Raw genomic sequence first — 13,541 nt, 5'->3', positions numbered from 1 at the left:
ATCGCGGCGTGCCCGGGCTGGCGCGGGATCGAGAAGTACAGCGCGGACACCAGGTCGAACGCCGCGGCCGGCGGGGCCGTGACGGTCAGGTCGGCGTGCGTCCAGGTCACCTTGTCGGCGGCGGGCACGCCGAGGGCGGCGCGTTCGAGTGCGACGCGGGAGATGTCGACCGCGGTCACGAGCCAGCCCCGCTCGGCGAGCCAGAGCGCGTCCGCGCCCTCGCCGCAGCCGACGTCGAGCGTCTGGCCCGGTGCCAGCCCGGCCGCCTCGACGACCAGCACGCCGTTGGGCGCGCCGCTCCACAGCTGGTTCTGCTCGCGGTACTTGTCGTCCCAGAACTGCTCGTCCACAGTGGTCCCCTCGGCTCGTTCGGCTTTCCTGGGACCACCATGTCCCCAGTCGTGCGATCCTGGCAAAGCTTGTTGCCGAAACCGCAACTCGAGGGGTGGGCCCGTGGGGAGTGACCTGGCGGCGGCGCTTCGGCGGGCGGGGGAGTCCCGCGCGTTCATCACGCTGACCGAGGAGCGGGCCCTTCGCGAGGCCGGGGCAGCGGGTCCGCTCGGCGGGACGCTGGTGGCGTGGAAGGACCTGTTCGACATCGAGGGGACGCGCAGCACCAACGGGTCCGCGACTCGGCGCGACGCTCCGGTGGCCCCGGCCGACGCGCCGGTCGTGCGCAACCTGGCGGCGGCCGGCGCCGTGTGCGTCGGCAAGACCAACCAGAGCGAGTTCGCGTTCTCCGGGCTGGGCCTCAACCCGCACTTCGGCGACCCGGTCAACCCGCTCGCGCCGGACCGGGTACCCGGCGGCTCGTCCTCGGGCTCGGTGGTGGCGGTCGCGGACGGCATCGTCGACCTCGCGGTCGGCACCGACACGTCCGGTTCGATCCGGGTGCCGGCGGCGTTCTGCGGGCTCGTCGGGTTCCGGGCGAGCTTGGACCGCTACGACCGGACGGGGATGCTGCCGCTGTCGCCGAGCTTCGACTGCGTCGGGGTGTTCGCGCGTGACCTCGCCACCGTCGTGGCCGCGGACGCCGCGCTGCGCGGGGTGCCGGCCCGCGCGGTCGCCACCGGGCCGGTGCGGCTGGTCGTGCCGGCCGGGGAGCTCGTCGAGGACTGCGCACCCGAGATCGCCGCCGCGTTCGACGCCGCGCTGGTCCTATTGGAACTGTCCGGAGTGGACATCGAGCGGCGGGTCCTGCCCAGTCTCGTCGAGGCGCAGGAGCTGATGGACCGGCACGGCGCGCTGGCCGTCGCCGAGGCCTTCCAGCAGCACGGCCACCTGCTCGACCGGCCGGATGGCGTCGACCCGTTGGTACTGCGGCGACTCAGCCGCTACGACCCCGGCGGCGAGCCGGTCCTGCGTGCGGCCCAGGCCCCGCTGCGCCGCCGCCTCACCGCGGACCTCGCCGGCGCGGTCCTGCTCTGCCCGACCGTCCGGGACCCCGCGCCGCCCGTGGCCCCGCTGCTGGCCGACCTGGACCTGATGGAGGCGACCAACCGCCGGGTCCTCCGCACGACGATGCTGCTGAGCTACCTGGGCCTCCCCGGCGTCGCCCTGCCGCACGGCCACCTGCCACATGCTGGCCTGCGCGGCAGCGTGCTGCTGTCCGTCCCCTCGGGCGAGGACGACCGCCTGCTGGCGACCGCCACCGCCGTGGCGCGCTCGCTGTCCGCCGGGGACCCGGCGCACTGATCCCACGGCGTCCGAACGGGCGTTGACGGTGCGCCGGCTCGACGCCTAGCGTCTGCGGTGCAGTGACCCGGGCTCGTCGCCGGGTGTCCGCGGTTTCGCAGTGCGAGGTCCGGGAGGACGCGATGGCGCGTCGGGTCACCGTTGTCGCGGCCGTTGTCGCGGTCGTCGCGGGTCTGGTCGGTGCCGCGGGGTCGGCCGGGGCGGGGGAGTCGCCCGGTTCGCTGCGGCTCGAGACGCTGTCCGGGCCCGCGCGGTACGTCAGCGGCGGGGCGGCCCGGGTCCGGGTCGTGGTCCCGCGTTCGGTCCCACTCGATGCGGCGACCGTCTCGGTGAACGGCGCCGACGTCAGCTCCTCGTTCGTCCCCGACGACCAGGCGCCGCACGCGCTGGAAGGCGTGCTGCGGGACCTCCCGCTCGGCGCGAGCACCGTCACGGCGCGGGCGCCCGGGCACGACCGCGCCACGCTGCGGCTGGTCAACCACCCGAGCACCGGGCCGATGTTCGCCGGCCCGAAGCAGCCCGACTTCTTCTGCTCGACACCGGCGCACCTGGCCGGCTTCGACCTCACCGGGCCGTTCCTCGACACCGACTGCTCGCTGCGGACCCGGGTCGGCTACTACTACCGAACCACCGGTGGCACCTGGCGACCCTACGACCCGGCCGCGCCCCGCCCGGCCGACCTGGCCACGACCACGACGGGCGCCGGCGCCACCGTGGACTTCGTGATCCGCTGGGAACGCGGCACGATCAACCGGTTCGTCTACACGATCGCGGTGCTCGACCCCGGGGCGAGCGGGCCGGCGAACCTGCCGCACTGGAACCGCAAGCTGATCTACTACTTCGGCGGCGGCGTGGCCATCGGCCACTACCAGGGCTCGAACAACCAGAACGAGTCCCGTTACCCGTACGGCCTCGGGCAGGGCTACGCGGTCGCGTGGTCCACCGGCACGAAGACCGACACGCACTACAACCTGGTCCTCGGCGGCGAGACCGCGCTGATGGTCAAGTCGCGCTTCGTCACCGAGTACGGCGACCCCGAGTACACGGTCGGGCTGGGCGGGTCCGGCGGCGGCATCCAGCAGTACGTCTACGGCCAGAACCACCCGGGGCTGCTCGACGGCGCGATCCCGCAGTACTCGTACCCGGACATGGTCACCCAGGCCATCCACGTCGGCGACTGCGAGCTGCTCGAGCGCTGGATGGACCTGAAGGTGCGCGCGGACCCGGCCTCGAAGTGGCGGGTGTGGACCAACCGCTCGCAGCTGGAAGGGCTCGCCGCGTCGAACACCGTGCCCAACCCGTACCAGCCGCTGACGCCGTGGCTCGCGACCCCCGGCTCGACCGAGTGCGTCAAGGGCTGGCGGGGCCTGTCCCCGCTCGTGCTCAACCCGAAGTTCGGCACCGCGCCGGGAATCACGCCCGAGCAGCAGGCCCAGGTCGAGTGGACACACTGGAACGACGCGGTCAACGTCTACGGGCGCGATCCCGCCACCGGGTTCGCCCGCTCCACATGGGACAACGTCGGCGTCCAATATGGACTGAAGGCCCTCGTCGACGGGAACCTCACCCCGGCGGAGTTCCTCGACCTGAACGCCTCCGCCGGCGGCTGGAAGCCTCCGGCCGAGGCGGTGCAGGAGGGCTGCCCGTTCATCGCCACCGCGTGCCCGGCCGACATCGACGTGTGGAGCGCGCGGAACATCACGCCACCCGGTCCCGACGGCGTGGCCCCGCGCTCGGAGGGCGACGTCGAGGCGATGCGGGCCGCGTACCGGTCCGGGCTCGTGTTCGACGGCCGGATCGACATCCCGATCATCGACTGGCGCCACTACCTCGACGGCGAGCTGGACATGCACAACGCCCGCCAGTCCTTCGCGTCCCGGCAGCGCATGCTGGACCGGCGGGGGAGCGCGGCGAACCAGGTCGTCTGGTTCACCGACGCGCGCCCGGCCCGGACGTTCGACCAGACCCCGATGGCGCTCGCGGTGATGGACCGGTGGCTCGGGAACCTGCGGGCCCACCCGGGCCTTGGCGTCGTGCGGGCCAAGCCGGCCGAGGCGGTCGACAGCTGCTTCGCCACCGACGGGACGCTGCTGTACCGGGGGAGGGACGCCTGGCGCGGGATCCTCGACGCCGGCCCGGCCGGCCCGTGCACCCAGCGGTTCCCCATCCACGGCACGTCCCGCACGGTCGCCGGCGGCCCGTTCGACGAGCAGCACTACAAGTGCGCGCTCCAACCGGTGCGGTCGGCGGTCGCCCGCGGGGTGTACGGGTCGTGGCGGCCGACGAGCGCCGAGCAGGACCGGCTGGCGCAGATCTTCCCGACGGGTGTCTGCGACTACCGCAAGCCGGACGTCGGCAGGCCGCGCTCCTTCGGCTGACCGCGGTGGTGGGAAGCTGGCGGGGTGGACACAGCTGCCAGCGGGAACCGGCCCGATCGCGACCGTGACGAGCAGGGCCGCGCCCGCAACACCCGCCCGCGCGACGGGCTGGGCCGGCCGCTCCCGCGCGGGGCGAGCGGGGTCGCGCGCCAGCCGGAGGGCGTTGTCCGGTCGCCGGAGGAGTCCCTCGCCGAGGCCCAGCGGCTCCTCGACGGCGGCATGCCGTTCCACGCCCACGAGGTGCTGGAAGACGCGTGGAAGACGGCCCCCGAGCCGCAGCGCGCCCTGTGGAAGGGCCTGGCCCAGCTCGCCGTGGGCGCCACGCACGCCGCCCGCGGGAACCTGACCGGTGCGGTGACGTTGCTCAGGCGCGGTGCCGGCCACATCGAGCCCTACCGGGACGAGCCGCCGTACGGCATCGACGTCGCGGGGCTGCTCCGGTGGGCCCGCGACCACGCCACCGTCCTCGAGGGCGGGGCCGGCCAGGTACCCACCCCACGCCTTCGCGGCACCGGCTGAGCGCGGGTCAGCTCGAGCGCAGCTGCGCGACCCGGACGTCGAGGTTGCGGAAGTGCTCGGCCATCGCCTGCTCCGCGCGTGCCACGTCGCTCTTGCGGAGCGCGGTGACGATGGCCCGGTGCCGGCGCACGGTCTGCAGCGGGTTCGGGTCGGTGACGCCCAGCCGGTGGTTGACCCGGTGGAAGACGTCCCAGAACGCCCGCAGCAGCTGCGTCACCAGCTCGTTGTTCAGCGACCGGTACAGCACCTCGTGGAACTCGCGGTCCTCGTCGGCGAACGTCTCGCCGGACTTGGCGCGTTCGCTCATCCGGCGCGTGACCCCGTCCAGCGCCGCCAGGTCGGCCTCCGGGATGCTGGCGGCGACCCGGCGGATCAGCGCACCCTCCAGCGCTTCGCGCACCTCGACGATCTCCTCCATCGACCGGAGGTCGCGCCCGATGTCGTGCAGCGCGCGGAAGGTGAGCCCGTCGGCGAGCGGGTCCAGCGACAGGCGGCCGACGTAGGTGCCGTAGCCGTGCCGGATCTCCACGATGTCGAGTGCCTGCAACGCCTTGAGCGCCTCGCGGACCGAGTTGCGGCTGACGCCGAGCGCCTCGACGAGCTCGGTCTCGGTGGGCAGCGGGTCGCCGGACTTGAGGCCCCGGCTGAGGATCAGCCCGGTGATCTCGTCCCGGATGGCGCGGCCCATCCTGGTGGCCAGCCTGGCCGGCGTGTGCTGCTCCGTCACGAGGACCTCCCACGTCCAACCTTAGAGCAGGCCGGCGTCTTCCAGGTGCTGCCGCACGGCAGCGCGCTCGGTGTCGTTCAGCGGGATCATCGGCTCGCTCGTGGTCGCGCCGGCGATCACGCCACGGGCCACCAGCCCTTCCTTGAACGCGCCGATCGCGGAGGAATACCGGCCCATCCTCGGGTCGCCGACGTGGATGAGCCGGAACAGCCGCCGCAGCCGTGCCTGCTCGGTCCGCGCGGTGTCCCAGTCCGCCCGGCGGGCCGCCTCGTAGAGCCGCAGATACCCGTGCGGGTCGACGTTCCCGATGCCCGGCACCAGCCCGTGCGCGCCGATGAACAGGCCGAGGTCGGCGAGCGTCTCCGAGCCGGAGTAGCACCGCAAGCGGGACGGGTCCGTGCGTTCCAGGACCGCGCGCAGGCCGTCCAGGTCGCCGCTCGAGTCCTTCAGCGCGGCCAGCGTGCCGTCCTCGGCCAGCTCCACGACGACGTCGGTCGGCAGCTTCGTGCCGACCGAGCTGGGGATGTCGTAGGCGACCAGCGGCAGGTCCACCGCCGCCCGGATGGCCCGGAAGTGGCCGGGGAACTCGGCGGGATGCGTGGGCGCGAAGAACGGCACGGTGGCGACGAGCGCGTCCGCGCCGGACGCCTTGGCCGCCCGGGCGTGCTCGATCACCCGCGGCGTGGTGGTGTCGATGATCCCCGCGAGGACCGGCACCTGGCCGGCCGCGACCCCGGCGACCACCTCCAGCGCCCGGTACCGCACCTCGTCGGGCAGGTAGGCGACCTCGCCGGTGGACCCGGTGACGAACAGGCCGTGCATGCCCGCCTCGATCAGGAAGGCGGCCAGGCGTTCCAGCGACGGAACGTCCAGCTCTCGTTCCGGCGTGAGCGGGGTGCACACGGGTGGCACGACGCCGCCGTCGAGCTGAATCAAGAGCCTCTCCCTTGCGGGCCGGGTCGGTCGGGCATCCGGTCGCCCGACATCCTACGTCCTATGTCCAATGTCCTATCACTGGAAAGGGTTCGATCGCCGTGACCTCGATCGTGCGGGACCGCCTCGGCACCCCGGCTGGGGTGGAGGCGGTCCGGCGTGGCCGGTGGCTGTTCCTGTTGAACCACAACACGACCGCGGTGACCGTGCCGGTCCCGGCGGGCGCGGTCGACACGCTCACCGGGGATCCGCTCGGCACCGAGGCCCCGCTGCCGGGCCGCGGTGTGCTGGTCGCGCACCTGGCGGAGCACTAGCGCCAGGCCAGGTGACGCATGGACAGCTGGGTGAACGTGATCGTCTCGTAGGTGCCGGTCCCGCCGGTCTCGTACAGGAGCCCGACGGTGGCGCCGGTGAGCTGCACGAGGTCGGAGTAGGCGGCGGGCGCGGTGGACACCAGCAGCGCCTGGCGCCACGTGCGGCCGCGGTCGGCGCTGACCCGGACGGCCATCGAGCGCCGGGCGGCCGGGTTCGCGGGGCCGGAGAACAGCAGCACGTCCGGCCGGACCGTCTGCAGGACGCTGCCCTGCACCTTCGGCCCGGTCAGGCCCGGCTGCGGCTGGTACGGCGCGGCGAGGGACGTGCCGCCGTCCGTGCTGTAGCCGTCCACCCGGCTGCCGCTCGTGCCCTGGTTGCGGCTGGTGAAGTAGAGCCGCCCGTCCGGCAGCTGCGCCACCGTCGTCTCGTTCGACGCGATGCCGGGGTCGGCACGGTCCTCGGTGAACCCGATGCGCCAGGTGCGGCCGCCGTCGTCGCTGAGGAGGTCGTGGCCGCCGTAGAACTTCGCCTCGGTGCCGACGTCGGAGGAGCCGGCCGGCGGGGCCACCGAGTGGTTGGCGGGCACCACGATCCGGCCGTCGCGCAGCACGACGGCGTGCCCGGGACCGGTGGCGTACCAGCGCCAGTCCGCCTTCTTCGCGACGCCGGTGAGCTCCCGCGCCGACGACCACGTGCGGCCGTTGTCGTTGCTGCGCTGGACGAACACCCGGCGACCGTCCTCGGGGGACGCGGTGCCGGACATGATCTCCTTCTCGGTGACCCGGCCGTTGCGCGTGGTCAGCAGCACGATCTCGCCGGTGGGCAGCACGACCGGCGCGGGGTTGCCCGCGGTCGCGGCGCCGTTGTCCGACACCACCGACAGGGGTCCCCAGGTGCAGCCGCCGTCGGTCGAGCGGCGCAGCACGGTCCGGATCGCGCCGGTGTCCCCGGCCGACTCGACGCGTCCTTCGGCGAAGGCCAGCACCGTGCCGTCGGCGGCCTCGACGACGGCCGGGATGCGGAACGTGTGGTATCCCTCGGTCCCGGACACGTACGGCACCGAGGTGCAGCCGCCGTGCGGGGTCGCCCCGGCGAGCCGGTCGAGCGGCAGCCGGAGCACCTGGCCGGCCGGGATGTCCACATTGGACAGCCGGACGGCGTCGAGCTCGGCGGTGGTCAGCGCCCGGCGGTACAGGCGGACCTCGTCGAGCGTGCCGTCGAATCGCTGCTGGTAGTCCTGCCGCTCACCGAGGTGCACCTGGAAGGACACCCGCTCGCTGAGCGAGCCCGCGACGGCCGGGCCGGCCGCGACCTGGACGCCGTCCACCCACAGCAGGAGCCGGCCGGCGGATCGTCGCAGGGCGACGTGGTGCCACTGCCGGTCGTCGTACGCCGACGTGGTGGTGACCGACGCGCTGCCCTTCGCCGTGGTCATCCACGCGACGAGCCGGTTGCTCGCCGGCTCGCCGCGCAGCCACAGCTGCGGCGCGGTGCCCCCCATCCCGCCGAGCCACAGCAGTGCCTGCGGTCCGGTGGACTCGCCGTAGCGGAACCACGCGGTGTAGGTGAGGTCGCCGTCGCCGGGCTCCTGGGCCTTGTCGTAGGGCACCCGCAGGTAGTCGTCGACGCCGTCCAGCTCCAGGCCGGCGCCGAACCGCCCCGCGGCGGGTGCCGGACCGCCGAGGACGTAGCTGTCGGCGCGGGTGGGCGAGGTGTCCGGGGTCGTCGGGCCGGCCGGGCCGCGCCGGCCGAGGTACTCCTCGTCGAACCGGGCGAAGCGGATCTCGTCCCTCGCGTCGACGGCGCCACCCTCGTAGAGCAGGCCGATCTCGGTGGACCGCGCCCGCGGGTCGCTGATCTGGACCAGGTCGGAGTAGCCCGACCAGTCGGTGGTGATCCGGGTGCCCTGCTCGGCGCTCTCCCAGCCGCGGCCGCCGTCGTAGGAGGAGCGGATCATCATCCAGCGGCGCCGGTCGGTGTCCGACGGCGAGGAGAACAGGATCCGGTCGGGTCCGGGCCGTTCGAGGCGCAGCACGGCGCCCTGCACGGTCGGCGTGACGAGGTCGGGGATCGCGGTCCACGGGGTGCTGAACGACGTGCCGCCGTCCCGGCTGACCGCGTACGAGCGGTTGCCGACGTCGGTCCCGCCCTGCTCCCGCGCGCCGGCGTAGACCGAGCCGTCGGCCAGCTCGGTGACGGTGATCTCCTGCGGCTTCTGGGTGAAGGTCCCGCCGGGCGGGAAGTCGATCGTGTCGAGCGCGCCGACCTGCCAGGTCTCGCCGTGGTCGTCGCTGTAGACCAGCGCGGCCTCGTTGGCGACCGCGTGCGTGCCGTCGCTGACCTCGCCGCAGATGCCGAACACGAGCCGACCGGCGTGCGGGCCGCGGGTGAGCTGGATGCCGTGCACCGGGCCGGTGGCGACCCACCAGTCCCACCGGGGGAGCGTGACCTGCGCGCTCAGGTCGGCCGGCGCCGACCACGTCGCGCCGTCGTCGTCGCTGTACTGCAGGTGCGGTGTGCGGGCGCACGGCTTGTCGTCGGCGCGGCCCGCGTTGTAGGTGGTGAAGAGGAAGATCCGGCCGGTGCTCCGGTCGACGATCGGCACCGGGTTGCCGTGCGTGTCGCCGTTTCCGTGGTTCACCAGCCGCAGCGGCGACCAGGTCCGGCCGCCGTCGGTGGAGCGCTTCAGCACCACGTCGATGTCGCCGGTGTCGCCGCAGTTGTCGACCCGGCCCTCGGCGAACGCGAGCAGCGTCCCCGCGGCAGTGCGCACGATCGCGGGGATGCGGAAGCAGGAGTAGCCCCGCTCCTGCGCGGCCTTGAACAGCACCTGCTGCTCGAGGTGGGGTGCGGCCGGCCCGGCCCGGGTGGGCTCTGTGGGCCCGGCTGCTGGCTCGGCGGCGGCCTGGGTGAGGCCCGCGGCCAGCAGGCCGGCCACCACCACGGACAACAACGCTGTTGCTCTCACGGCCCAACGTCCCTTCTGCTCACGACAGCGGTCGCCCTGTGACATTTGGTTCGCTCGTACGCTCGCGGGTGACAGCCCCTCGCGGGCTCGGTGCTGCCGCTCGCGGTCGCCCTGTGTTCAATGGTTCGCTCGCAAGCTCGCTCACGGCTACTCCGGGTGGATGCAGCGGTAGGTGTGCCCGGCGCCGGCGGTGGCCAGCGGCGGCAGCTCGAGCGCGCACTCGTCGGTCGCCTTCCAGCAGCGGGTCCGGAAGTGGCACCCGCTGGGCGGCGCGGTCGCGGACGGCACGGGTCCACTGAGGACGATCGGCTCGACCGGGTGCAGCAGGCTCGGCGTGGCCGAGAACAGCGCGCGCATGTACGGGTGGTGCGTAGCCGCGGGCACGGCGGCGGCCGGTGCCTCCTCGACGATGCGGCCGAGGTACATGGTGACGATGCGGTCGCTCATCTTCTTGACCGTCTGGATGTCGTGCGAGACGAACACCATCGCGAGCCCGAGCCGCTCGCGCAGGTCGGTGAGCAGGTAGAGGATCTGCGCGCGCACGGACACGTCCAGCGCCGAGGTCGGCTCGTCGGCGACCAGCAGCGCCGGCCCCAGCGCGAGCGCCCGCGCGATCGCGACCCGCTGCCGCTGCCCGCCGGAGAGCTGGCCCGGCACCGCGTCCGCGACGCTGTCCGGCAGGCCGACCAGTGCCATCAGCTCACGGACCCGTTCCGCCCGCTCGGCCCGCGTGCCGTGCCGGTGGACGTCGAGCGGGTCGCGGATGATCTTGGACACCGCGAGGCGCCGGTTGAGCGCGGTCGCGGGGTCCTGGAAGATCATCCCCACCTGCGGGCCGAACCCGGCCGAGCGCTGCGCCGGGGTCATCTCCCACAGCGAGTCGCCCCGGAAGCGCACGGTCCCCTCGGCCGGCCGCTGCAACCCGACGATCACCTTGGCCAGCGTCGACTTCCCGCACCCGGACTCGCCGACCACGCCGACCGTCTCACCGGGGTCCAGCACGAGGTTCGCGTCGGTCAACGCGTAGACGTCGTCGTGCCCGAGCAGCCGGGCCGACCGGATCCGGTGCACCACGTGCACACCGTCGAGCTCAAGCAGGCTCATGGGTCACCGCCGGCTGCCGCGCGGGGAAGTGGCACGCGATCAGGTGGTTGACGTTGTCGCCGACCTTCGCCGGCGGCTCGTGGTGGCAGATCGCGCGGGCCGCGGGGCAGCGGTCGGCGAAGCGGCAGCCCGCCGCGAAGTCCGCGGGGGAGGGGACGACGCCCTTGATCTGGGTCAGCCGGTCCCGGTTCTCCTCCAGCGACAGCACCGCGCTGAGCAGGCCGCGGGTGTAGTGGTGCCGCGGCGAGCCGACGAGCTGCGCGATGGTCCCCATCTCGGCGACCTGGCCGCCGTACATCACCACCACGCGGTCGGCCACCTCCGACACCAGCGCCAGGTCGTGCGACACGAGGATCAACGCGAAGCCGAGCTCCTCCTGCAACCGCAGCAGCAGCGTCACGATCTGGGCCTGCACGGTGACGTCGAGCGCGGTCGTCGGCTCGTCGGCGACGATCAGCTTGGGGCTGCGGGACAGCGCCATCGCGATCAGCACCCGCTGGCGCTGCCCGCCGGAGAGCTCGTGCGGGTAGGACCGCAGCGTCCGCTGCGGGTCGAGGTTCACCAGCTCCAGCAGCTCCGCCGGGGTGCCGGTGCCGCCCCGCCGGGTGAACTGCTTGAGCTGCGCGCGCACGGTCATCGCCGGGTTGAGCGAGCTGAGCGCGTCCTGGTAGATCATCGCGAGGTCGTGACCGAGGTGGCGGCGGCGCTGCCGCGGGGTGAGCGCGAGCAGGTCCCGGTGGTCGAAGCGGACCTGGCCCGACACCCGCGCGGTGGCCGGCAGCAGGCCCATGATCGACAGCGCGGTCAGCGACTTGCCGCAGCCGGACTCGCCGATCAGCCCGAGCACCTCGCCGACCCGCACCGTGAACGACACGTCGTCGACGACGTTCACCCCGTTGTGCCGGTCCCGGAACGAGATCGCGAGGTGCTCGACGTCGAGCACGGTCTCCCGGCCGGCCAGGTCCCTGGTCCGCCGGCCCAGCCGCTCGCCGGCCTCGCGCAGCCCCGCGATCGGCAGCACCGGCTCGACGCGCTCCTCGGTCGCGGCCGGTGCCTCCGCCGCCTTCTTCGCCGCCCGGCCCGCCTTCGCCCGGCGCGCGGACGGCGTCGCCCAGGCGTCGGAGATCCCCTCGGACAGGACGTTCAGCGACAGCACCGTGATCAGGATCAGCAGGCCCGGGAACAGCGTCGCCCACCAGCCGCCGGTGAGCACCAGTTCCTTGCCGTTGGCGAGCACCGACCCCCAGGACGGGTCCGGCTGCTGGATGCCGGCCCCGATGAACGACAGCGACGCCTCGAACACGATCGCGTCGGCCACCGTCACCGTGCAGAACACCAGCACCGGGGCCGCGCAGTTGACCGCGACGTGCCTGGTGAGGATGTGACCGCGCCGGGCGCCGATGACCCGCTCGGCCGCGACGTAGTCCTCGCTGTACTGCGCCAGCACGTTCGCCCGGACCACCCGCGCGACCGACGGCGTGTAGAGGAAGCCGATCGCGAGGATCAGCACGCCGATCCCGCGCCCGAACACGGCGACCAGGACCGCGGCGAGGGCGATCCCCGGGAACGCCATGATCACGTCGAGGACCCGCATGACCGTCTCGTCCAGCCGGCGCCGCGAGGTCGCCGCGAACGCGCCGATCAGCGCGCCGGCCACGAGGGCGAGCGCGGTGGCGCCGAGACCGATCGCGAGCGACCAGCGGGTGCCGTGGACCAGGCGGGAGAAGATGTCGCGGCCGGAGGAGTCCGTGCCGAGCCAGTGCTCGCCGCTCGGCCCGGCGACCGCCGTTCCCGTCAGGTACGGGTCGTGCCCGGCGACCAGCGGGGCGAGGACGGCGACCAGCGCGAGCAGCACGATGACCGACAGCGCCACCCAGGACGGGGTGTTGAGCCGGCTGAACCGGATGCCCGGCCGGGTGAGGCGCTCGGTGAGGCCGGGGCGCATCACGCGTGGCTCCGCAGCCGGGGGTTCGCGATCAGGTAGAGGATGTCGACGATCAGGTTGACCAGCACGAAGCCGATGGCGATCGTGATCACGAAGCCCTGGACGTTCGACGTGTCGCCGTCGCGGACGGCCTGGATCATGTTCTGCCCCATGCCCGGCAGCGCGAACATCGTCTCGATGACCACCGCGCCGCCGAGCAGGTAGCCGAGCCGCAGGCCCAGCACGGTGAGCGGGGTGACCAGGGCGTTGCGCAGGACGTTGCGGCCCACCACGACGACCGGCGGCAGCCCGCCGCCGCGGGCCGTGCGCACGTAGTCCTTGTCGAGCTCCTCCACCATCGACGTGCGGATGATGCGGGTCAGCTGGGCGGCCACCGGCATCGCCAGCGAGACCGCGGGCAGCGTCATCGAGTTCAGCCAGCCGGTGAACGAGTCGGTCATGCTGACGTACCCGCTGGTGGGGAACAGGCCCTTGCCGACCGCGAGCCACTGGACGAGCAGCAGCGCGATCCAGAACGCGGGCGCCGCGACCCCCGCGAGCGACACGATCCGGATGAGCTGGTCGGGCCAGCGGTCCCGGAAGATCGCCGAGGTCACCCCGAGCAGCAGCGCGAGGACGATCGCGATGACGAGGCCCATCAGGGTCAGCTGGACGGTCAGCGGCAGCGCGGTGGTGATGGTGTCGGCCACCGGCTGCTTGGTGATCACGCTCGTCCCGAAGTCGCCGTGCATCAGCTGCCAGACGAACCGCACGTACTGCACGGGCCAGGGGTCGAGCAGCCCGTTCTCCCGCCGGAACTGGTCGAGCTGCGCGTCGGTGGCGTTCGCGCCGTCGAAGGCCGCCAGCGCCGGGTCGACCGGCGAGAAGCGCATCACGACGAAGACGAACAGCGTGACGCCGAGCAGCAGCGGCACGAGGGCGAGGATGCGGCCGAGCAGCATCCGCAGGACGATCAAG

At 73.3% G+C, this 13,541-nt stretch carries 11 protein-coding genes; 4 read left to right on the top strand and 7 right to left on the bottom strand.

Annotated features, from left to right (window positions below; genetic code table 11):
• On the bottom strand, positions 1-350 hold a 350-nt coding region (locus tag VGD70_RS22970), incomplete at its 3' end, for a class I SAM-dependent methyltransferase (RefSeq protein WP_331084613.1).
• A 103-nt stretch (positions 351-453) separates the two neighbouring features.
• Between VGD70_RS22970 and VGD70_RS22965 the strand changes: the two genes are divergently transcribed.
• The 3 genes from VGD70_RS22965 (at position 454) to VGD70_RS22955 (ending at position 4,592) form a co-directional block, all read left to right on the top strand.
• Positions 454-1,695 carry an amidase family protein gene (locus VGD70_RS22965; protein WP_331084611.1) on the top strand — a complete coding sequence of 414 codons (1,242 nt, stop codon included), beginning with the start codon at positions 454-456 and terminating at the stop codon, positions 1,693-1,695.
• A gap of 122 nt (positions 1,696-1,817) precedes the next feature.
• Complete coding sequence (locus tag VGD70_RS22960) at positions 1,818-4,073, top strand: DUF6351 family protein (RefSeq protein ID WP_331084610.1); 2,256 nt, start codon at positions 1,818-1,820, stop codon at positions 4,071-4,073.
• A 24-nt stretch (positions 4,074-4,097) separates the two neighbouring features.
• Positions 4,098-4,592, top strand: a complete 495-nt coding sequence (locus VGD70_RS22955) for a DUF309 domain-containing protein (protein WP_331084608.1) — start codon at positions 4,098-4,100, stop codon at positions 4,590-4,592.
• Between the two features lie 7 nt (positions 4,593-4,599).
• Here VGD70_RS22955 and VGD70_RS22950 read toward each other — a convergent pair whose 3' ends face one another.
• Together VGD70_RS22950 and VGD70_RS22945 are read right to left on the bottom strand one after the other, a co-directional pair.
• Entirely contained in the window at positions 4,600-5,319 is a 720-nt protein-coding gene (locus VGD70_RS22950) for a FadR/GntR family transcriptional regulator (RefSeq protein ID WP_331084606.1), read from the bottom strand.
• A 21-nt stretch (positions 5,320-5,340) separates the two neighbouring features.
• On the bottom strand, positions 5,341-6,255 hold the full coding sequence (locus tag VGD70_RS22945; protein ID WP_331084604.1) for a dihydrodipicolinate synthase family protein: 915 nt from the start codon (positions 6,253-6,255) through the stop codon (positions 5,341-5,343).
• A gap of 98 nt (positions 6,256-6,353) precedes the next feature.
• On the opposite strand from VGD70_RS22945, the gene VGD70_RS22940 reads away from it, so the two are divergent.
• Positions 6,354-6,566 (top strand): Beta-galactosidase C-terminal domain, encoded by a 213-nt coding sequence (locus VGD70_RS22940; protein ID WP_331084602.1) that lies wholly within the window; start codon positions 6,354-6,356, stop codon positions 6,564-6,566.
• On the opposite strand, the gene VGD70_RS22935 is transcribed toward VGD70_RS22940, so the two are convergent.
• The 4 genes from VGD70_RS22935 to VGD70_RS22920 form a co-directional block, all read right to left on the bottom strand.
• Positions 6,563-9,535 (bottom strand): exo-alpha-sialidase, encoded by a 2,973-nt coding sequence (locus VGD70_RS22935; protein ID WP_331084600.1) that lies wholly within the window; start codon positions 9,533-9,535, stop codon positions 6,563-6,565. The two genes, VGD70_RS22940 and VGD70_RS22935, sit on opposite strands and share 4 nt — an antisense overlap.
• A gap of 147 nt (positions 9,536-9,682) precedes the next feature.
• The gene (locus VGD70_RS22930) at positions 9,683-10,639 is read right to left on the bottom strand and encodes an ABC transporter ATP-binding protein (RefSeq protein ID WP_331084598.1); all 957 of its coding nucleotides are present in this window, start codon (positions 10,637-10,639) and stop codon (positions 9,683-9,685) included.
• The gene (locus tag VGD70_RS22925) at positions 10,626-12,584 is read right to left on the bottom strand and encodes a dipeptide/oligopeptide/nickel ABC transporter permease/ATP-binding protein (protein WP_331084617.1); all 1,959 of its coding nucleotides are present in this window, start codon (positions 12,582-12,584) and stop codon (positions 10,626-10,628) included. Before VGD70_RS22925 ends, VGD70_RS22930 begins: the two co-directional genes overlap by 14 nt.
• Entirely contained in the window at positions 12,584-13,540 is a 957-nt protein-coding gene (locus VGD70_RS22920; protein ID WP_331084596.1) for an ABC transporter permease, read from the bottom strand. The genes VGD70_RS22925 and VGD70_RS22920 overlap by 1 nt, the downstream gene beginning before the upstream one ends.
• Between the last annotated feature and the right edge of the window lies 1 nt (position 13,541).

It is taken from the genome of Actinophytocola sp. (genome assembly GCF_036402745.1).
Taxonomy (GTDB): Bacteria; Actinomycetota; Actinomycetes; order Mycobacteriales; family Pseudonocardiaceae; genus Actinophytocola.
The sequence above is the reverse complement of the archived record's forward strand: the minus strand, read 5'-3'. Positions and strand labels throughout refer to the sequence as shown.

Bases quoted from the DNA above. Each gene is read 5' to 3' on its own strand.
- VGD70_RS22930 (WP_331084598.1), bottom strand. From the start codon at position 10,639: ATGAGCCTGCTTGAGCTCGACGGTGTGCACGTGGTGCACCGGATCCGG.
- VGD70_RS22960 (WP_331084610.1), top strand. From the start codon at position 1,818: ATGGCGCGTCGGGTCACCGTTGTCGCGGCCGTTGTCGCGGTCGTCGCG.
- VGD70_RS22925 (WP_331084617.1), bottom strand. From the start codon at position 12,584: ATGCGCCCCGGCCTCACCGAGCGCCTCACCCGGCCGGGCATCCGGTTC.